Origin of the sequence: Mesorhizobium sp. M0898 (assembly GCF_040319695.1) — a bacterium.
GTDB lineage: Bacteria > Pseudomonadota > Alphaproteobacteria > Rhizobiales > Rhizobiaceae > Mesorhizobium.
In genome coordinates this window covers 1-18,774 of sequence record NZ_JAMYOE010000038.1, presented here as the reverse complement: position 1 = coordinate 18,774, position 18,774 = coordinate 1, and the positions used below count along the sequence as shown (strand labels likewise).

The 18,774-nt window shown below is 63.4% G+C and carries 19 protein-coding genes; 8 read left to right on the top strand and 11 right to left on the bottom strand.

All coding sequences use genetic code 11. The features are described from left to right. The first annotated feature begins 65 nt into the window (after nt 1-65). The 7 genes from NKH90_RS27455 (at nt 66) to NKH90_RS27425 (ending at nt 9,159) form a co-directional block, all read left to right on the top strand. Nucleotides 66-1,472 carry an MFS transporter gene (locus tag NKH90_RS27455; RefSeq protein WP_352473740.1) on the top strand — a complete coding sequence of 469 codons (1,407 nt, stop codon included), beginning with the start codon at nt 66-68 and terminating at the stop codon, nt 1,470-1,472. A gap of 433 nt (nt 1,473-1,905) precedes the next feature. Continuing rightward, nucleotides 1,906-3,102: an acyltransferase family protein gene (locus tag NKH90_RS27450; RefSeq protein ID WP_352473739.1), complete on the top strand. Its 1,197-nt coding sequence runs from the start codon at nt 1,906-1,908 to the stop codon at nt 3,100-3,102. A 2-nt stretch (nt 3,103-3,104) separates the two neighbouring features. Next, on the top strand, nt 3,105-4,211 hold the full coding sequence (locus NKH90_RS27445) for a glycosyltransferase family 2 protein (protein ID WP_352473738.1): 1,107 nt from the start codon (nt 3,105-3,107) through the stop codon (nt 4,209-4,211). A 6-nt stretch (nt 4,212-4,217) separates the two neighbouring features. Further along, nucleotides 4,218-5,246 carry a glycosyltransferase family 2 protein gene (locus NKH90_RS27440; protein ID WP_502896437.1) on the top strand — a complete coding sequence of 343 codons (1,029 nt, stop codon included), beginning with the start codon at nt 4,218-4,220 and terminating at the stop codon, nt 5,244-5,246. A gap of 9 nt (nt 5,247-5,255) precedes the next feature. After that, nucleotides 5,256-7,043: an ABC transporter ATP-binding protein gene (locus NKH90_RS27435; RefSeq protein WP_502898640.1), complete on the top strand. Its 1,788-nt coding sequence runs from the start codon at nt 5,256-5,258 to the stop codon at nt 7,041-7,043. A 1,081-nt stretch (nt 7,044-8,124) separates the two neighbouring features. Next, a complete protein-coding gene (locus NKH90_RS27430) occupies nt 8,125-8,343 on the top strand; it encodes a hypothetical protein (protein WP_292659780.1) in 219 nt (72 codons plus the stop codon). 111 nt (nt 8,344-8,454) lie between these two features. Next, complete coding sequence (locus NKH90_RS27425; RefSeq protein ID WP_352473737.1) at nt 8,455-9,159, top strand: SOS response-associated peptidase; 705 nt, start codon at nt 8,455-8,457, stop codon at nt 9,157-9,159. Here the strand turns inward: NKH90_RS27425 and NKH90_RS27420 are convergent. The 11 genes from NKH90_RS27420 to NKH90_RS27370 form a co-directional block, all read right to left on the bottom strand. Further along, entirely contained in the window at nt 9,156-9,416 is a 261-nt protein-coding gene (locus tag NKH90_RS27420; protein ID WP_352451464.1) for a hypothetical protein, read from the bottom strand. The genes NKH90_RS27425 and NKH90_RS27420 overlap by 4 nt on opposite strands. Before the next feature lie 3 nt (nt 9,417-9,419). Then, on the bottom strand, nt 9,420-9,677 hold the full coding sequence (locus NKH90_RS27415; RefSeq protein ID WP_352473735.1) for a hypothetical protein: 258 nt from the start codon (nt 9,675-9,677) through the stop codon (nt 9,420-9,422). 146 nt (nt 9,678-9,823) lie between these two features. Beyond that, complete coding sequence (locus NKH90_RS27410) at nt 9,824-9,973, bottom strand: hypothetical protein (protein ID WP_023677295.1); 150 nt, start codon at nt 9,971-9,973, stop codon at nt 9,824-9,826. 3 nt (nt 9,974-9,976) lie between these two features. Continuing rightward, nucleotides 9,977-10,306, bottom strand: coding sequence for a DUF2934 domain-containing protein (locus tag NKH90_RS27405; protein WP_352473734.1), 330 nt, complete (start codon nt 10,304-10,306; stop codon nt 9,977-9,979). A 128-nt stretch (nt 10,307-10,434) separates the two neighbouring features. Continuing rightward, nucleotides 10,435-11,070, bottom strand: a complete 636-nt coding sequence (locus NKH90_RS27400) for a BA14K family protein (RefSeq protein ID WP_352473733.1) — start codon at nt 11,068-11,070, stop codon at nt 10,435-10,437. 168 nt (nt 11,071-11,238) lie between these two features. Then, entirely contained in the window at nt 11,239-12,000 is a 762-nt protein-coding gene (locus tag NKH90_RS27395) for an ABC transporter ATP-binding protein (RefSeq protein ID WP_352472198.1), read from the bottom strand. Nucleotides 12,001-12,037: 37 nt separating this feature from the next. Then, nucleotides 12,038-13,036 (bottom strand): ABC transporter substrate-binding protein, encoded by a 999-nt coding sequence (locus tag NKH90_RS27390; RefSeq protein WP_352472197.1) that lies wholly within the window; start codon nt 13,034-13,036, stop codon nt 12,038-12,040. A 58-nt stretch (nt 13,037-13,094) separates the two neighbouring features. Further along, complete coding sequence (locus NKH90_RS27385; RefSeq protein WP_352472196.1) at nt 13,095-13,943, bottom strand: ABC transporter permease; 849 nt, start codon at nt 13,941-13,943, stop codon at nt 13,095-13,097. 40 nt (nt 13,944-13,983) lie between these two features. Next, on the bottom strand, nt 13,984-15,348 hold the full coding sequence (locus NKH90_RS27380) for an LLM class flavin-dependent oxidoreductase (RefSeq protein ID WP_352472194.1): 1,365 nt from the start codon (nt 15,346-15,348) through the stop codon (nt 13,984-13,986). Between the two features lie 52 nt (nt 15,349-15,400). After that, the gene (msuE, locus tag NKH90_RS27375) at nt 15,401-15,958 is read right to left on the bottom strand and encodes an FMN reductase (protein WP_023677302.1); all 558 of its coding nucleotides are present in this window, start codon (nt 15,956-15,958) and stop codon (nt 15,401-15,403) included. Between the two features lie 732 nt (nt 15,959-16,690). Then, complete coding sequence (locus tag NKH90_RS27370; RefSeq protein WP_352472192.1) at nt 16,691-17,983, bottom strand: Nramp family divalent metal transporter; 1,293 nt, start codon at nt 17,981-17,983, stop codon at nt 16,691-16,693. Between the two features lie 236 nt (nt 17,984-18,219). Between NKH90_RS27370 and NKH90_RS27365 the strand changes: the two genes are divergently transcribed. Beyond that, the gene (locus NKH90_RS27365; RefSeq protein ID WP_023677305.1) at nt 18,220-18,525 is read left to right on the top strand and encodes a hypothetical protein; all 306 of its coding nucleotides are present in this window, start codon (nt 18,220-18,222) and stop codon (nt 18,523-18,525) included. Nucleotides 18,526-18,774 lie beyond the last annotated feature (249 nt).

The following is an 18,774-nucleotide window of genomic DNA, read 5'->3' as shown; positions in this document are numbered from 1 at the left end:
GCGTCTCTGGATCACGGGCCCGTCAACCTGGCGGGCCCTTTGTTCAAGCCGGAGGCGCCATAGTCATGAGCAAGCAAAGTGCGGGATCAACGAAGGTCTGGGTTCTCGCCCTCACGTCGATAGGCTCCTTGATGGTCGTTCTCGATGCGATGGTCGTGGCGACGGCATTGAGCACGATGCGCGTCGAGCTCGACGCCTCGCTGGAGACGCTGCAATGGACGATGAACGCCTATAATTTGAGTTTTGCCGTCCTGCTCATGACCGGGGCTGCGCTCGGTGACCGGTTCGGCCGCCGCCGTACGCTCGTTGCCGGATTGGCGTTGTTCGTCGCAGCGTCGGTTGCGTGCGCGCTCGCTGGCAATGCCGGATTGCTGATTGCGGCCCGTGCGGTCCAGGGCGCAGGTGCCGCGATGGTCATGCCGCTGGCCATGGCGCTGCTGAGCGTCGCTTTTCCTCCGGAGGAACGAGGCAAGGCGCTGGGTATCTTCAGCAGCATCACCGGCCTGGCCCTGATCATCGGCCCGATAGCGGGCGGTGCGATTTCCGAAGGCCTCTCCTGGCACTGGATCTTCTGGCTCAATGTCCCGGTCGGCATCGTTCTCATCCCGCTGGTGCTGCGTCGGATTCCGGAGAGTCACGGGCCGGGCACGGTTATCGATGTCCTCGGCGTCGTGCTGGTAACTGCGGCGGCATTCGGAGTGGTCTGGGGCCTGATGCGCGGCAACATCGTGGGCTGGAGCAGCTCTGAAGTGCTGACGGCGCTGACGGCCGGGCTGCTTCTCGCCATCGCGTTCGTCCTTTGGCAGCTGCGTGCCCGTGAGCCCATGCTGCCTTTGCGGTTCTTTCAGGCGCGCGCATTCTCCTCGGGCGTAGGGGCGAACTTCCTGCTTTGCGCCGCCATGTACGGCCTCGTATTCCTGTTGCCGCAGTTTCTGCAGTTTGCCCAGAGCCGTGGGCCGTTCGGCGCCGGCATGGGATTGCTGCCTTGGACCGCCACGCTTTTCGTGGTCGCACCGATCGCCGGCAGCCTGATCAACCGAGTCGGCGAGCGCTGGCTTGTGGTGGCCGGACTGATCCTGCAAGCGGCTGGCATGGCCTGGCTGGCGCAGATCGCCGCACCTGATCTGCCCTACGTTCAGCTAGTCGCCCCGCTGATCATTACCGGTGCCGGCGTGTCGATGGCCATGCCTGCCGCGCAGAACGCGGTTCTCAATGCGGTCGCCCGGCCGGAGGTCGGCAAGGCTGCCGGCACGTTCAACACATTCCGCTTTCTCGGCGGCGTATCCGGGATCGCGATCGCCGGTGCGGTGTTCGCCGGCACTGGAAGCTTCTCGTCCACCGACGCGTTCAGCGATGGCTTCACCTCGGCAATCGACGTCTCCGCTCTGCTCTCGCTCGCCGGCGCGCTCGTCGGATTGGGGCTCCCGGAGCGTCGCGCAGTGGCGCTCGCGAATGCCAGCAAGGAGGCGTAACTCGAAGGCGGGAAGCTTGCGCTTGCTCCCACTGTTGTCGCGCTAACAGCAGCCGCGCCAGCGCAGCAAAAAGGTCGCCGAGCGTCGGTTGCCGGCCGGTCCTGTGGCGGGGCATCTGTGTCCAGACCCAGATCTTGCGCCCGTGATGGCGGCGAACATGCTGCATCGCAGCACCCTCTCGCCGATATCGGCGGGCCAAGGCAGTGCGAAAAAATCGTCAAGAATGGACAATTCAGGCTGTTTCCTGCTGTTTTTTGGCTTTTATTAGTCGCGCCTCACGTTCCTGTTTCAAATGTGTCAACTTTTTGTGTTGCGTTGCACAATGGTGGTCCTATTCTGCGCAAGGGGGGCGCTTCCGATTGGAATGCGCCGTGAACGACGCCGCTATATTGACCGATTGGCAGTTTCGCCGTCCCTCCGGCGTATGCCGCTAATGGGAAATGCGCGCGACACCCAATTGGACGCGCTGAGGGCCATCGCCGTGACGATGGTGCTGTACTCCCATTTCTTCGCGGCCGGAGGGTCCTCGTTCTGGGGCCATATCGGCGTGCGCCTGTTCTTCGTGCTGAGCGGCTTTCTGATCACGCGACTGCTGCTGGAAGCCAGAGCGGCCGCCGAATTCGAAACCGGACCGGCGCTGAAATCCTTCTATATCAGGCGGGCGCTGCGAATATTCCCGCCCTATTTCGCCGTGCTGGGTTTCGTCTGGCTGGTGGACCTGGAGCAGTCCAGAGGATCGCTGGCCTGGCATGCCCTCTATCTGTCGAATTTCTGGTACGCGGCGCAGAATGAATGGACGCCCTGGCTGCTCTGCCATTTCTGGAGCCTGAGCATCGAGGAGCAGTTCTATATCGCCTGGCCACTGATCGTCCTGCTGGCACCGCGCCAGCGCCTCGAAGCGATCTGCATCGGCGTGATCATGCTGTCGCTGGCCTACCGGTTTTATTGGCCGATCGCGGGAACGCCCGGTTTGGCGCGCGACCTGCTGCCGCCGGCGTCGATGGATGCATTGGCGTCAGGCGCGCTGCTCGCCGCCTACCGGTCAAGAACAGCCGGCTTGCCGCAATGGCTTCGAGCTGGCTGGCCGGGGCTCGCCGCGGCGTTTTTCGTTCTGCAGTGGTTTGCGCCGGCGCCGGCAAATCCGGTGCAGGAATGGGGTCTCTGGCTGCTGTTGCAGATCCTGCCTGTCGCGCCTCTGGTGGTCATCGTTGCAAGCTGTTCAACGGGCATTGGCGGTCGCGTCGGAAAACTTCTCGAACTGCCGCCGCTGCTTGGCCTTGGCCGCATAAGCTACGGCGTCTATCTCTACCATCCCATAGTGCTGGCTCTGGTTGTCAAGTCGCAGCCCTGGATCCCGCTCAACGTCTCGGAGCAAGGGCCGGGGCGGTTCCTGGTCGCGGGAACTGCGACGCTCATGCTGGCTTCGGTTTCGTGGCTGCTTTTCGAAAAGCCGCTCAACAGCCTCAAGCGCCACTTCCCCTATGTTGCTGGAAAAGGCCGAGGCGCCATCTCGGCAGGCATGGACGTGGGCAATGCCGGATGGCTCGCGGCCGGAGCATATCCGGGCAGGCCGCTTGATGGTGGCACGTCACCCTTGCCGCGCAAGCTGCACCGAACCGATCGGAGCTGATCATGGCTGCTGCTCCCTTGGTTTCCGTTCTGCTGCCGATCTACAATGCGGGACCTTATCTCGCCGCTGCGCTGGGCAGCGTCCTGCGCCAGGATTACGAGCGTCTGGAGGTCATCGCCATCGATGACGGCTCGACCGACAACTCGCTGCAGATCCTGCAGAAATACCGCCAGGCCGACAATCGCATCTCGATCATCTCACGCGAAAACCGTGGCCTGATCGCAACTTTGAACGAAGGCCTGGCCGTGGCGCGCGGCGATCTGGTCGCCAGGATGGACGCCGACGACATCGCCTATCCCCAGCGCCTGTCGCGGCAGGTCGCGCTGTTCAACCAGCAGCCTGACCTGGCTCTATGCGGCGCGGGTTTCGATACCTTGCTCGGCAACCGCATCGTCCGGGGTTCGCCCGATCCGATATTCCAGGACAATATCCTGCGAATACTGTCGATGTTCTTCACGATCTTCATGCATTCCACGGTCGTCTACAACAGGAAGGTCATCGAAGAGAGCGTTCTATTTTATGACGAAAGCTACAAGCATGCCGAGGATTTCGACCTGTTCAGGCGGCTGACCGACCGCTACCCGGCGGCCATGATCCCCGAAAGCCTGATCGCCTATCGTATCCATGACGACAGCGTGACCAACAGGCACAAGCGCGAAATGCGCAGGACCCATTTGAAGATCGTCGCCGAGAACCTCGAGCGCGAAGGGCTCGCACAAGAGACGCAAGGCCTGCGCGACATCGGTGAGGTCCTGTCGATGGACACGGTTCGCCGTGCCGCCGAATGGATCCTTGCGCTGGAAGAAAGGATTTCGGCACTGCCGGCCGAGACGAGGCCGAGTTACCAGGCCGGCACGCTGAACCTGTTCTATTTCCACTACCAGCTGATATCGGGGGAAAGGCAGCCGCTGCTGATGCACGAATTCCTGACGCGGACGGCGAAATGGAACCTCATCCGGCGGCGCGAGCAGTACGTGTTTCGGACCGGTGCCTTCGCGCCGCGCTTCAGTCTCGCCTCGATGTCGGTCACCAGGCAGGTGGATGCCCTGTCGCGGTATCTGCAGTCCGTGCCGGCCGCGGCGGTTTTGCCTTCGAACCAGTTGAGCTAGCAACGCATGTTCGTCAAATCGCACCAGCTCCAGCAGCGCGGCCGCTCGACGGTGCCGGCGGCCATGTCGCCGCGGCCGCAGCAAGGACCGGCGCCGGCGGTCAGCTTCATTGTCTGCACACGCGACCGTGTCGCCGTACTCGAGCCCTGCATCAGCTCGATCCAGGCCGCGTGTCGTGCCCATGCCGACTTTGCCGCCGAGCTGGTGGTTGTCGACAACGGCTCGACCGACAGCACGGCCAAACGGCTGGCCAGCATCGCCGAACTGTCGGACATCCCGTTCACCGCCATTTGCGAGCCGCGACCCGGATTAGCGGCCGCGCGCAACGCCGGGCTGGAGCGGGCGCGGGGCCGCGTGCTGGTCTTCGTCGACGATGATTGCGCTGTCCACAAGGATTATTTGCGCGATCTGCAGCGGCACTATGCGGCCGGCGAACGGGTCATCCGCGGCGGCCGCGTCGAGATCGGCGACCCCCGCGACCTGCCGTTCACCATCAAGCGGTCGCCGGTGCGCGCGCGGCTTACGCCGGATGTCCATCCCGGCGGCTTCGTGCTTGGCTGCAACATGACGATGCATCGCGATGTCGCCGCCCGTATCGGGCGGTTCGACGAACGGTTCGGCGCCGGCGGCCCGCTGCGATCGGCGGAGGATACGGACTATCTGGTGCGGGCGGTGCTGCTTGGGATTCCGGTCGAATACGTGCCCGACATGACCATCTATCACCATCACGGCCGGCGCGACCGCAAGGCCATCGAAAAGCTGCATCGCGACTACAGCATGGGCAATGGCGGGCTTTGCCTGAAGCATATCCGCAACGCGCCGTGGCTGCTTCGGCATTTCTACTGGTCGATGAGGGCGGCCTTGCGCGAATTGGGGAAAGGCCCGCTGTTCGACCGTGAACTCCAGCTGTCGCACTGGCCGATCATCGGCATGAACTTGCTGGGCGCGGCCAAGTTCGCGGTGCTTTTGCTGGCGAAATCCCCCGAAACGACGGAAATGCGACAGGAGCAACAGGCAAATGCCGAGGCAAGGTGATCCGCCATCATGCGACTGATGCCGCCCAGCCTACCGATGCTGCGCCGCGCGCTCGGGCAAAAACAGTTGCGTCTGCTTCCGGCCGTGGTGGTGCTCGGGCTGCTCAGCGCCGCGCTTGAAGGCTTCGGCATCGGCCTGATCATCCCGTTGCTGAACATAATCATGGGGCAACAGGGGCAGACCGGCATGGCTGGCTTTTCCGCCGTCTTCCAGCATGTCGGATCGAGCTTGAGCGAGCGCGACCGGCTGATCGTCATATCGGTCGCCATCCTCGGCTCGATCGTGCTGAAGAACCTGTTCGCTTTCGCCAACACGCTGCTGACCACCTTTATCTATGGCAAGGCAAGCCATTCGATCCGCAGCGCGCTGTCGGAGCGGCTGCTGCGGGTGGGCTACCCATTCTTCCTGCAGCAAAGCCCGGGACGGCTGCTCAACATCATCTCCAACGAATCCTGGCGGGCCTCGGATGCCATCCAGATCACGTTGGGGGCAATCGTCAATGCATCGGCCGCAATCATCCTATTGGCCTTCCTGCTGCTCCTGTCGTGGCAGATGACGCTGCTGGTGACGCTGGGCCTGGCGCTGGTCCAGGTCGCGCACGCCGTGCTGTCGGCCAATCTGAAGGCGCCGAGCCGCAGCGTCGCCTCCCGCAACAGCCAGCTCGCATCGCAGATGCTGCATCTGGTGCATGCCGGGCGGCTGATCCGCATTTTTGGCCAGGAGCAACGCGAGAAGGCGGCATTCGACCAGGCATCGGATGCGGTGCGCCGGGCGGCGTTCGTGCTTTTAACCCGCCAGGGAGCTTTGCCGCCGCTGACCGAGGTTCTGCACGCCATGCTGTTCCTGGCGGTGGTGATCGGCGCCTGGTTCGCCAATGTTTCCTTCCCGCTGATCGTCGCCTTCGTCATCCTGCTCTACAGGCTGCAGCCCTACATGCGATCGTTGCAAATGGCCTGGAGCCAGCTGCAGGGCCTCAGCGGATCGCTGGAAGAGGTGACGTGGATGCTGGACCCATCCGACAAGCCAGCGCCGCCGCAAGGCAGCGCAGCGTTCCCCGGGCTCAGCCAAGGCATCAAGTTCGAGGACGTCACCTTTACCTATTCCGGCTCGGAGCAGCGCGCGGTGGTGCTGCATGCGGCGAGTTTCGATATCCGTAGCGGCCGCTCGACCGCGCTGATCGGCCGGTCGGGCGCCGGCAAGACGACGATCGTCAACCTTTTGTGCCGCTTCGTCGAACCGGATAGCGGCAGGATCCTCGTCGATGGATCGCCGCTGGACCGCATAGACCCCGGCCAGTGGCGAAAGCACATCGCGCTTGCCAGCCAGGAGCTGGAGCTGGTCGACGGCACGATTTTCGACAACATCATCTACGGCCAGGACGCGGCCTCGGCCGATGACGCCGAGCGCGCGGCAAAACTGGCCGAAGCGCATGGCTTCATCGAGCAACTGCCGCAGGGTTACTGGACGGTCGTCGGCTACCGCGGCGTCAATCTCTCGGCGGGACAGCGACAGCGGATCGCGCTGGCCAGAGCGCTGGTGCGCGATCCCGATATCCTGATCCTGGACGAAGCCACCAATGCGGTGGACGGCCTGTCGGAAGCGGCAATCGTCGAGACGCTCAAGTCGCGGGCCGGCCGCCGCACTACCATCGTCATCAGCCATCATCGCAGCACCATCTCGTTCTGCGACGACGTCGTGATCCTGAGCCACGGCCGTGTGAAAAAGCAGGCGCCGTTCGCCGCGCTTGCGACGCTCAGCATGGACGAGCTTTACCAGCACGAGGCGCTGGAAGGCTGAGGGCGACCCGCTGCGTGCGCGCGCTGGGAGGTCGTCTCGGATGTCAAGCCGGGTCAAGCATCTCAGGGGCGAGGAAGACCTCCGCCATACGTCTCTACGGGGTTTCTGGGATGATGAGTGATCCCGAGCTTACCCGCTTTTCATCTGGAGCGTACAGAACCAAGGGTCCGCCTGCCAAATCCAGCAATGGCAGGCGGACCCTAATCAGCGCATGAAGGGACTGATTCTGCGCCGATGTCTCCTCGAGGAGGTGACGCCTTCAACTGAAGACGGGCGCAGTTGTTCCCGACGCCGGCCGTACACAAGACCATTGCGCAGGCAGGTCAGACTTAGGTCCCTGTAAACGCGCATCGCTGGCTGGAGTGAACATCGGATCGGCTCGGTGGTAGCGAAACTTCGGCCGGAGATAGATGCAGCCATCGGGTCCCGGAGCATGACCGGCTCGGCGCTGATCATGGGCGGCGATCTGTCCCCGCACGACTGATGCCGAGGGCGCTTGCAGTCCTGCGGAATACGCATCCACCAGCGCCAGTGAAGTTGTCCAAGCGGTACGCAGCGGTCGTCAAGCTGTTGCTAATATGCAGCACAGGCAGCGCTCTATGAACGGCGTCGCTTGGAACCGCTACCTCCGACCAACCGTTAGTGTCACAATGACAAACCAAAAAGTGAGGCTGACGATGGACCCGCTGCAAAACAACACGTTGGAGATCTGGTGTCTTGCGGCCGTTCCGCTGTCGCTGCTCCTCACGGTGTTATTAGCCGGATTTATCCTTTAGCCGGACCCAACGGCGCCGGCTGCGGACCGGGGCCTGGAAGATGAAAATGCCGGCCATTTAGGCACGCTAGGCGTCTCGGACACCCCTGTAGCACCAGGCCGTGGCAGCCTTTCCAACATTGCCATCATAATCGGCTCTTTCGACCGGTCCGGCCCGCAGCGATTGCTCGCAGCCCCGTTGCGAGGGTGAGCATGCGAGCTCGTACGTTTTTTACACAATCTCTGATTGGTGGACTCGCCCGCCGCCATCGACGTTAATTTTGCGTTAGCGACAGGAGGGGGGAGATCGCTAAAGGGAGGAAGAAAATGAAAGAAAACTACGATCTGACGATCGACTACGACGACGAACCTTACGACAACAAGCCTTACGATCTAGCCACATTCGCAAGGAAGCACGGGCTCAACATTCGAGCCGCCGAGCTTCTTCTTTTCGCCAAAGGCCCGTCTCGAGCGGCCTGCGATGCCGCGGCGAGGGCTTTTCTCGCCGCAGTCGCCGCACAAGCTATGAGACAATCGGCGCGGTAAGTCTCACAAACCATTGCTGACACGGCCTGCCGTGTCAGCAACCCGACGCACAGCGCTGGAAATTCCAGGCCGTTTCCAACAAGATGCCTGAGCATCCGGGAATGGCCTGAAATGTGCAATCTCTACAACATCACGACCAGCCAGGAGGCCATCCGCCAGTGGACCCGCGCCTTGCGCGACATCCTCGGCAATCTCGAACCCTCGATCGACACCTATCCCAACCAGCCAGGCCCTGTGGTGCGCAACACGCCGGACGGCGAACGCGAATTGGCCAATCTGCTGTGGGGCATGCCGACGCCACTGGAGCGGGTCAAGGGCAAGGCCGACTATGGCACCACCAATATCCGCAATCCGCAATATGGCCACTGGCAGCAATATCTCGGCATCGAGAACCGCTGCGTGGTGCCTGTCACCAGCTTCGCCGAGCCTAGCCCGACGCCCGGCGACAAGGACCACGAGACCGGCATCCAGCGCAACTACTGGTTTGCACTCGGCGAGGACCGCCCGCTGTTCTTCTTTGCCGGCCTGTGGACGCGCTGGCATGGCCTTCGCAAGGTCAAGGACGGCCCCGCCGATCACCAGGTCTATGGCTTCATGACGACCCAGCCCAACGCGCTGATCGCGCCGATCCACGAAAAGGCAATGCCGGTGATCCTGACCACGCCGAAAGAAACCGAGACCTGGCTGACGGCGCCATGGTCGGAGGCAAGGCACCTGCAGCGCACGGCGCCCGATGATGCGCTGGTGATCGTCGACAAGCCGGCGACACAGATCAAGTTTCCGCAGCAGGCGCCGGCGCAAGGCTCGTTGTTTTAGCGCTTGAATTTCTGCAGCACCCAGATGTAGCCCTTGGGCGGATGGTCCTGGTCGATGAACTGCGTCTTCACCGTCGTGTCCTTGCGGCTGCATCGTTTGCACCTGAACCTGATCGCTTCCAGCGGCTTGCTCCAGCCCACCACCTGGGCCACGTCATTCGCCCTGAAGCGTCCGACATGGTAGCAATGGCCGCACTCCACGATGAGCAGCATGTTGGCCTTGGCGGCACGCCCAACGCTGTCCATCGGCCCGGCCATGGCTCAATTCCGGGTCGAGTAATCCTCGGGCAGCGGAAGCAGGCCAAGCTCCGCCATCCGGTAATCGGGCTCCTTCTCCGCGACGCTGGCCAGCACCTCGTGCAATTTCTCGACAAGCCCGCAAAGCTGCCAGAACAGCTCGCCATGCGCCTTCAGATGCAGTTGCGACGACAGCACCGTCTTGCGCAGGCTCAAAGTGTCCCTGATCGCCTCCGCATCCCTCGCCGACAGCCTGTCGAACCGGCTTTTTCGTCTGCCCATCGCGGCTCTCCTCGATTTGTGAGCAACCGCCCCGCCTGCTGACAAATAGGAAGGCATTCCTCGCAGAGTCAATTCGCTCTTGACATTTTTGTTCCCGTTTTGTTCAATATCAACTAATGGAGGCACCGAAGCGACAGCACGCCGCCTCAATGCCTCTTGAAATACTGCACCTCACGTTCGTGCTTTTCGGCGGCCTCGCGGGTATCGAAGGTGCCGAGATTGCGGCGCTTGCCGGTCTTTTCGTCCTTCTTGCGCGAATAGAGGCGGTATTTTCCGTCTTTGAGTTTTCTGATCATCTGTCACTCCCCGAGCCGCTGCTTCCCCTTAAGGTTGCGCGCGGCTTGTTCGATAGCCGCCCTGTCGTTTCCCAGCCTGTCGATCAGCTCCTGCGCCTGTTCGCCCGATATGCCGGTGCGCACCGCCAGGGCCTCCACCGTCAAAACGTCGGAGCTCGCGACCTCGCGGGTTTCCGGCAGGGCATCGCCTGCCGTCAGTGGCAGGGCCGCCTCCCTGTCGATCTCGGCCTCGGCCCGGTGCCAGTGCCGCTCGGGATCGCCATGGATCCCGCCTTCGCGTACCCAGATCTGGTATGCGCGCTCACGAATCTTGTCTTCCCGGTCGTCGCCCATGTTGATTTCTCCTTTGGGTATCGGATGAACGCCGCGCCAACCCGAACGATCCAAGAAATCTGCGTGATCGTTGGGTGGGGTCGCACAAGGCGCCATGCACTGCGGCCGCCAGCCACCCCACGGCCTGCCTACTCGCACTGCCTGCGCGGCCCGCCCGAATACGGCTGATAGCTGTTGTCCTCCGGTCGATATGACCGGTAGCGGCTGAAGCAGTATTGCACGTGGTCGAATGAGAGCTCGGCGGCGCCGGATTCATCCGATGGCGCGTAGCCCTCCACCGACGACGTATCGCTCGCCTCGAAATAGCTGCCGTCATCGGCGGCGCCGAGATAGGGCGAGATGCAGGGGCGCTGTTGTCCGCTGTAGGATGTGTAGTGGTTGTCGTCCGGCCTGTAGGAGCGGTAGCGGCTGGCGCACCATTCCACGTGGGCGGCGGGCAGCGTCTGCTGCTCTTCCGCTGGTGGCTGGATAGAGCCGGTCGCGGTAATGTCGGCTGTCGACGCTGCGGCGGCATCGGTGGGTTTCGAGGTGCGATCGACTTCCGAGGTGCGAACGGGGACCGGGCGGGCCGGGAGGCGCTCGAGGCGCTGCGAGGCCGGGTTCACCGGTCGCGGGTCCTTGGCCCACAGTTCGGCGACGCTGGAGACCGGGGCGGCCGGCCGTACCGGCTTGGCTATTAGAAGCCAGGTGGCGAAGGCGAGGCCGCTGGCGAATACGGCGAGCGTCAGCACGAAGCCGCCGAAGATTGCGAATAAGGCTTTCATGCCGCGCTCCTTCGCCTCCCGGTTAAGGAAATGCGGGGGCGGGGAATCCGGTTCCAGGAAGAGGGTGGGGGCAGGGCACTTAAAGGAGGACCCCTCTCTCCGTCTCGGCGGCGCCGCGCCCCCACAACCCCTTTTGGGGGCGAGGGACCAAGGCTCCTTAGGCGGCTTTCAGTGCAGGCCGAATTCGCGCAGCAATTCCTCGCGGTAGCGCACGAAGCGGCTTTCGCTGCGCTCGCGCGGGCGGGGCAGGTCGATGTCGATCAGCCGCGCCGCGCCGCCTTTCTCCTTGGGCAGGATCAGCACCCGGTCGGCGAGGTAGATTGCTTCCTCGAGGTCGTGCGTCACCATCACCATGGTGACGTTCTCCTCGCTCCAGATGCGCGCCAGTTCCTCCTGCATGCCGATCTTGGTCATCGCATCGAGCGCGCCCAGCGGCTCGTCGAGCAGCAGGATTTCGGGCTGCACGGTCAAGGCGCGGGCGATGCCGACGCGCTGCGCCATGCCGCCCGACAGCTGCCGGGGAAAGGCATCGCTGAATTCGGCGAGGCCGACGAGCGCGATATAGAAGCGCGCCCGTTCCTCGGCCTCGGCCTTTGGCACGCCGCGCACTTCGAGACCGAAGGCGACATTGCCGAGCACGGTCAACCAGGGCAGCAGGCGCGGTTCCTGGAAGATCACCGCACGTTCGGCACCGACGCCGTGCACCGGCTTGCCGTCGATGGCGACGCCGCCGCTGTCGGCGGCCTCCAGCCCGGCAAGGATGCGCAGCAGCGTGGTCTTGCCCGATCCGCTGGCGCCGACGATGACAAGGCATTCGCCCGAGCGGATGTCGAGATTGAGGGTCCTCAGAACGGCGAGCGAGCGCCCACTGATGCTGAACGATTTGGACAGGTCGCGTATGCTGACCTGACCGCCGCTTGTGCTGCTCATCGCGCGCGTCTCCCAACTGGTTGGTCGGTTGCCTTTGTCAGTTGGTCTTGGTTTCGCCCGGCCGGTAGAGGATGTCTGTTGCCTTCAGCTTGCCCTTTGGCAGGCGGCCGTCGCGCTCGAGCACGCTGACCCAGAAGTCGATGTCGCGGTCCGTCGCCTTGGCCCCCTGGCGCAGGCCGAAGCCGGTCCAGTAACGCGCCAGTTCGCCGTTTTCGCCGCGCTTGTCGAGGATTGTGGCGAGCACCTTGCGCGCTTCGTCGGGGTTCTGCAGCGACCAGTCGGAGGCGCGCGCCGATTGTTCGACGAAGTTGCGGGCGGCGTCCGGATGCGCGGCGATGAAGTCGCGCCTGAGCACGACGAAGCCGCCGGCCAGCTCGCCCAGCACGTCGGTGTCGTTGAACACGCCACGCACGCCGCCGTTGTCCACGAGGGCGCCGGCAAACGTCGCCTGCCAGTAGCCGAGCGCCGCGATGTCGACCTGACGGGAGCGCAAGGTCTGTTCGAGCTGCGGTCCGGGCACGACGACGAGATTGGCAGCATCCGGCGGCAGGCCGACGCTGTGCAGCGCCTCGCGCACGGTGTAGTCGAGATGGGCGCCGAGCGTGTTGACGGCGATGGTCTTGCCGGCGATGTCGGCGATCGATTTGATCGGGCTGTCGTCCAGCACGTAGAAGACGCTACGCACCTTGCTATTGATGCCGTTGCTCGGATAGGCGGCGACGAAGTCGTTGCCGCCGGAGATCGAGTTGATCACGGCTGCGGTTGCAGCCGAGCCGATATCGACGCTGCCGGAGGCCAGCGCAAACAATGATTCCGGGCCGCCGCCGGAATAGCCGACATTCTCGACCTCGATACCGAGGCCTTTGAAATAGCCGAGCTCGCCGGCCAGCTCATGCGGAGAGATGCTGCCACGGCTGGCGAGGGAGCGGAACTTCACTGGTTCCGCTTCGGCAAAGGCGAAGCGCGGCAGGCCCGCGGCGAGAAGGCCGGCGGCGAAGGGCGCGCCGGCAAGCAGGGAACGGCGGGAGATTTTCATGGTCCGGGTCTTTCCTGATTTGAGTTCTGGCCTGGTTGAGATTGGTAAGGGCGGGTGGTCAGTCGACGGCATTGCTCCAGCGGCAGAGCCGGCGCTGCAGGCTGACCAGCGCCTGGTTTGCAATCAGGCCGAGGCCGGCGAGGATGACGATTGCCGCAAACATCAGCGGGATCTGGAAATTGTATTGCGCGTTCATCACCTGGAAGCCGATGCCCTTGTTTGCGCCGATCATTTCGGAAGCGATCAACAGCAGCAGCGCCGTGGTGGCGCTGAGCCTCAGTCCGACGAAGATCGACGGCACGGCGCCGGGCAGCACGACGCGGCGGAAGACGGTGAGCTGCCTGGCACCATAGACGCGGGCCATCTCCAGCAGTTTCGGATCGACCTGCTTGACGCCGCCGATGGTGTTGAGCAGCAACGGGAACAGCGTCGCCCAGAAGATGACGAACACCTTGGAGGCCTCGCCGAGCCCAAGCAGCAGGATAAATACGGGATAGAGCGCCAGCGCCGAGGTCTGGCGGAAAACCTGCAGGATGGGATCGAGCGCGGTTTCGACCGTGCGCACCTGACCCATGAACAGGCCAAGTGGGATGGCGACCAGCACGGCGGCCGCGAAAGCGAGACCGGCGCGCTGCAGGCTGATGGCGATGTCGCCGAGCAGAGTGCCGCCGACCAGCCCCTTCCAAAGTGCCGCGACAATCATGTCGATCGGCGGCAGCACGGCCGCGTTGACCCAGCCCGCGCTGCTCGACACTTGCCAGATTGCGAGGAAAGCGATGAGGACGCCGTAGCGCGACAGGAAGCGGATGCCCGCCCGGCCACCGAGGCGCAGGAAATCCGTGCCGAGGCTTGTCGTGCTGTCAGGCGTGCCGAGGCTGGCGGCCTGTTCGATGTGCTGCAAGGTCATCGTGTTGCCTCCTGCTTGGAAAATATCGGGCTTCTCGGGATTATTCGGCGGCCAGCACCGCCGAGCGGGCGGCGGTCCAGGGGTTTTCCGGCCGCCTGAGGCCGAGGTTCTCGCGCAGGGTCCTGCCTTCATAGGCGGTGCGGAACAGGCCGCGGCGCTGCAGTTCGGGGATCACCAGCTCGACGAAGTCGTCGAGCCCGCCGGGCAGCCAGGGCGGCAGGATGTTGAAGCCGTCGGCGGCTTCGTTGCCGAACCATTCCTCCAGCTGATCGGCGACCTGCGTGGCGCTGCCGATGACGGTATAATGGCCGCGGGCCGTTGCCACCCATTGGTAAAGCTGTCGGATGGTGAAGTTGTGCTCGTCGGCAATCTGGCGGATCAGCGCCTGGCGGCTCTTCATGCCTTCGGTCTCCTTGCTCGGCGGCAGCGGTCCATCGAGCGGATAGCCGGTGATGTCGAGCGTCTGGCCGGCCAGCCCGTTGAGCAGGGCGACGCCGTCTTCGGGCAGGATGAGATCGTTCAGCTGCTGGTACTTGGCGCGCGCTTCTTCTTCGGTGCGGCCGACGAAGGGTGCCACGCCCGGCATGATCAGCACCTGCTCGGGATCGCGGCCGACGGCCGCCACGCGCGCCTTGATATCGCGATAGAATTCCTGCGCCGACGCCAGGTTCTGATGGGCGGTGAAGATGACTTCCGCCGAGTGGGCGGCGAGCTTGCGACCGTCTTCCGATTGCCCCGCCTGCACCACGACCGGGTGCCCCTGCACCGGGCGCGGCACGTTGAGCGGCCCTTTCACGCTGAAATGCGCTCCCTTGTGGTCGATGTCGTGGAGCTTGTCCTTGTCGTAGAAGCGCCCCGATTTCTTGTCGCGGATGAAGGCATCGTCCTCCCAGCTGTCCCACAGGGCCTTGACCGTCTCGACGTGCTCATGCGCGCGGGCATAGCGCTCGGCGTGGGCAGGCTGCGTCTCGCGATTGAAGTTGCGCGCGGTTTCGTCGCCGGCCGAGGTGACGACGTTCCAGCCGGCGCGGCCATTCGACAGATGATCGAGCGAGGCGAATTTGCGGGCGAGCGTGTAGGGCTCCTCGTAGGTGGTCGAGGCGGTAGCGATGAAGCCGAGATGCGTGGTGAGCGGCGCCAGCGCTGCAAACAGCGTCACTGGCTCGAAGCCGGCGATCTTGGCATTGCCGCCTTCGCGGGCGCCGAGCCCGACCGTCAGATTGTCGGCGAGGAAATAGGCATCGAACAGGCCGCGCTCGGCGGTCAGGGCGAGCTGCTTGTGGAACTCGAAATTGGTGGCGCCGTCGGCCGGCGCCTCGGGGTGGCGCCAGGCGGCGATATGCTGTCCGCCGCCGGGCAGGAAAGCGCCCAGTTTGATTTGCCTGGATTTGGTGGATCTGGTCATCGCGGCGTGCTCCTGGACGGATCGGAGAGGGGATCTCGGGTCAGTGGTGCGTTCAGGCGGCAAGGCCGACGCCGTAGGGCACCCCGGTTACACGGCATGCCTCGGCGACCGCCTGCCGGGCGCGGGCGTGGATGGCTTCCGACACCAGCACGCCATTGGCAAAATCCTTGTCGGAGGCGTAGATCGCGGTCGGCACGGTCAGCGCCTCGAAGAAGCCGAACAGCGGCCGCAACTGGTGCTCGACGATCAGCGAATGGCGCTCGCCGCCGCCGGTCGCGGCGAGAATGACGGGCTTGCCCCTCAGCGACGACGGATCGAGCAGGTCGAAGAAATGCTTGAAAAGCCCGGTATAGCTGCCTTTGAAAGTCGGCGAGCCGGCCACCAGGATGTCGGCGCCCAGCAGCCGTTCGACAATGTTGCGCGCCGCCGGGTCGAGGTCGCCGAGGCGCCTTGCCTGCGGCAGGGAAGCGCCGAGATCCTCGATATCGAAGACGGCCGAGGCCGCGCCGATGCTTTCGGCGGCCTGCCCGACAATGTGGCTGACGAACGCCTTGGTCTTCGAGGGCCGGGTCAAATTGCCCGACAGCCCCACCACGAGCTTTTTCGACATTCCTGGCTCCCTCTCAAGCGCTCTATTTTAAGATCTTGGGTCTAGCGATCTATGTTAAATCTAGAGAGTTTGTAGAATTAAGAGAGTGAGAAAATTTCAAAAGTAGCGCATTGCGCGAACGGAGTTTGCGGCACATCGCCCACAATTGGTTCATTCAATGCGCCGCAGCGCGCTGAAAACCCGCCACAGCGCCTTCAGCCGCGATGGCGCAGCGCGTCGGACAGAGCGCATGAAGCCGGCCGGACATATAAGGCAAGTCGCCCTCGGACGCTCCCGGCGCGACGTCGAGGAACTATGTCCCGATACCACGATCCTCGACGGCCTAGCGGTCCTCGGGGAGGATGCAAGCGAGGCACAGGCCACGGCGCTGGAGTGGCTCCGCGGCATGCAGTGAGTCAGGCCAATTTGATTCAAATCCGGCTGTGGATATTTGCTTTTAGCTAAATCGAGGCGGTCATCTTGCCGGCGGGCGGGCAACAGGGAGATGCCTATGACAAGCGACTTTGCCGCCGCACACCTGCACCTTGAACGAGCCTGCCACTATTTGAGCGGCGAGGACGAGACGAGCCGCACGGCTCGTGCGGCTCTGGATCTCCTGATCGATGCAATTGTCGCAGCGCAATACAAGCGGCCGGTGGGAGATGTTGTGGAGTTTCCAAGGCCGGCAAAGCTGGGGCAATCCGCAAGCGGGAACGGGTAGTCCAACTGGCGGCGTCCCTTGTCCTGCCGGATTTACATGAACCAGGTTGCCACCAGGCCGATCGTCGCCGAGAAGATGGCGACGGTCGTTGCCCAGCCGAGTATGTTGGTGCTGCGGCTGTTAACCTGATCGCCCATGATCCTGCGGCTGTTCGTCATCAGCATGATGAGCAGCAGCAAGGGCGGTGTCGAGAAGCCTTGAACGATGCCGGACCAGACCAGCGCCTTCATCGGATTGAAGCCGAGAAAGTTCAGGCCAGCGGCGATCGCCGTAAAAAATCCGATGGCGAGGTAAAATTTGGGCGCCTCTCGAGCCCGGGCGTGCAGGCTGTTTTTCCAGCCGATGGCTTGTGCCACGTCATAGGCAGCGCCGGTGGTCATGACAGGAACCGCTAGGAAACCGACGCCGATCACACCTGCGGCGAACAGAACGCTTGCGGCCTGGCCGGCGAGCGGCCGCAGCGCCTCCGCCGCTTGCGCGGCCGTGTCGATATCGTGATGCCCCGCCTTGTAGAGCGTCGCCCCCGTCGACAGGATGATGAAATACATGATGAGATTTGAAAACATCATGCCGATGAGGATGTCCCGGCGCGAGCGGCGGAGTTCGCTGTCGGTAGCGCCCTTCCTTTGGCTGAGCGTTGTGCGCCCCTGGGCAATCTCCTCCTCCACCTCCTCATTGGACTGCCACGTATAGAGATAGGCGGACAGCGTCGTGCCGATGATGGCGACCAGGATCGACAGGAACTCGCGATTGAATTCGATCCTGGGGAGCAACGTCCCGCGCAGCACCGCCGCGGCGTTCGGTTTGGCCAGAATGGCGGCACCGACATAGGCGAGCAGCGCCAACGCCAGCCAGCGAAAGATGTTGCGAATCAAAGTATAGGAGCCGAAGACCTGGAGGGCGAAGATGAGGGCGGCGACGAACAGCACGATCAGCGGAATGGGAAGCGGCACGAATATGTTGATCGCCGCCGCCATTCCACCAAGATCTGCCGCTGCCTCGATGGTGTTGCCGACGAGCACACCCAACAGCACCGACCAGAGCAGCCACCGCGGGTAGAAGTCCTTGATGACGTGGAACAATCCGCGCCCCGACACCTGGCCGAGCTTCGACGACAGGTAGACGACCGCGTACATCATCGGCAACGTCACCGGAGCCGTCCAGAGCAGGTCGGGTCCGAAACGGGCGCCGGCACTGGCATAGGTGCCTATTGCGGAACAATCGTCGTCGGCCGCCCCTGTTATCAGTCCGAGGCCGAGCGCTCGTCCTATGCCGCCTTTGCCCTCCTTCGGTGGGATGGAATGATCGGAACCGGCCTGCCTCATTGCGACGGGACCGGGTTGCGAACGAAAGACGCGGCCTGCCATGCAATAATGGTAAGGATCGGTCGCGGCGCTGGTCTCATTTTGCTTCCTTCAACAACTTGCCCAAACCCGGCGTGCCATGACTTGTTCCGCGACGACGGGACAGGGGTTTTGTCTCAGGCAAAAAAGTTCGGGTTGACCGCTTCCGAACGCGAAGCGACTATCCGTTCGAGGCGAAGATCGCAGGAGGAAATGCAATGGACGAGCCCGGTCAGTGGCGCCACATGTCGAGCGCGCCAAGGGACGGCAGCAGAATCCTTGTCACGGTTCGGCCGTCCGAACAGGGTCCGGCCGAGGTCGACATGGCTTACTGGGCCCGCGCCGATCAGTTCGGCAGCGAAGGCTGGCGCGCCTCCGACTCGTCTCCAGGACGCATCGTCGAATATGCCGAACCCGAACTGAAGTGCTGGATGCCGCTGCCGTCGGCCAATCTCAGCAAGGGATCGATGCCTAGCCCCTGGGAGGGCGAAGATGTGCCGCTGGTGGATGGCTCCGGGATATGAGCGAGCGGGAAGGGTAGTTTTGATCGCTGGCGGGACAGCGCCCCCCTCTGGCCTGCCGGCCATCTCCCCCTCAAGGAGGGAGATTGGCCCTCATCGCGGCCTTCGCTAATCTCCGACGCTGCAAGAAGGGCGCGGCTATTGAAGCTGCCGATCTCCCCCTTGAAGGCAGGGGAATCGCATATGGCGATTTTGGGGTTGAGTTTAGGCTGAGAAAGGATTCTTTGGAGAGGCAGTTGAGCGAAGGAGCGA

Bases quoted from the DNA above. Each gene is read 5' to 3' on its own strand.
- NKH90_RS27425 (WP_352473737.1), top strand. From the start codon at position 8,455: ATGTGCAATCTCTACAACATCACGACCAGCCAGGAGGCCATCCGCCAG.
- NKH90_RS27395 (WP_352472198.1), bottom strand. From the start codon at position 12,000: ATGAGCAGCACAAGCGGCGGTCAGGTCAGCATACGCGACCTGTCCAAA.
- NKH90_RS27450 (WP_352473739.1), top strand. From the start codon at position 1,906: ATGGGAAATGCGCGCGACACCCAATTGGACGCGCTGAGGGCCATCGCC.
- NKH90_RS27380 (WP_352472194.1), bottom strand. From the start codon at position 15,348: ATGACCAGATCCACCAAATCCAGGCAAATCAAACTGGGCGCTTTCCTG.
- NKH90_RS27415 (WP_352473735.1), bottom strand. From the start codon at position 9,677: ATGGGCAGACGAAAAAGCCGGTTCGACAGGCTGTCGGCGAGGGATGCG.
- NKH90_RS27440 (WP_502896437.1), top strand. From the start codon at position 4,218: ATGTTCGTCAAATCGCACCAGCTCCAGCAGCGCGGCCGCTCGACGGTG.
- NKH90_RS27435 (WP_502898640.1), top strand. From the start codon at position 5,256: ATGCGACTGATGCCGCCCAGCCTACCGATGCTGCGCCGCGCGCTCGGG.
- NKH90_RS27410 (WP_023677295.1), bottom strand. From the start codon at position 9,973: ATGATCAGAAAACTCAAAGACGGAAAATACCGCCTCTATTCGCGCAAG.
- NKH90_RS27365 (WP_023677305.1), top strand. From the start codon at position 18,220: ATGGACGAGCCCGGTCAGTGGCGCCACATGTCGAGCGCGCCAAGGGAC.
- NKH90_RS27390 (WP_352472197.1), bottom strand. From the start codon at position 13,036: ATGAAAATCTCCCGCCGTTCCCTGCTTGCCGGCGCGCCCTTCGCCGCC.
- NKH90_RS27445 (WP_352473738.1), top strand. From the start codon at position 3,105: ATGGCTGCTGCTCCCTTGGTTTCCGTTCTGCTGCCGATCTACAATGCG.
- NKH90_RS27370 (WP_352472192.1), bottom strand. From the start codon at position 17,983: ATGAGGCAGGCCGGTTCCGATCATTCCATCCCACCGAAGGAGGGCAAA.
- NKH90_RS27420 (WP_352451464.1), bottom strand. From the start codon at position 9,416: ATGGCCGGGCCGATGGACAGCGTTGGGCGTGCCGCCAAGGCCAACATG.
- NKH90_RS27455 (WP_352473740.1), top strand. From the start codon at position 66: ATGAGCAAGCAAAGTGCGGGATCAACGAAGGTCTGGGTTCTCGCCCTC.
- NKH90_RS27430 (WP_292659780.1), top strand. From the start codon at position 8,125: ATGAAAGAAAACTACGATCTGACGATCGACTACGACGACGAACCTTAC.
- NKH90_RS27405 (WP_352473734.1), bottom strand. From the start codon at position 10,306: ATGGGCGACGACCGGGAAGACAAGATTCGTGAGCGCGCATACCAGATC.
- msuE (WP_023677302.1), bottom strand. From the start codon at position 15,958: ATGTCGAAAAAGCTCGTGGTGGGGCTGTCGGGCAATTTGACCCGGCCC.
- NKH90_RS27400 (WP_352473733.1), bottom strand. From the start codon at position 11,070: ATGAAAGCCTTATTCGCAATCTTCGGCGGCTTCGTGCTGACGCTCGCC.
- NKH90_RS27385 (WP_352472196.1), bottom strand. From the start codon at position 13,943: ATGACCTTGCAGCACATCGAACAGGCCGCCAGCCTCGGCACGCCTGAC.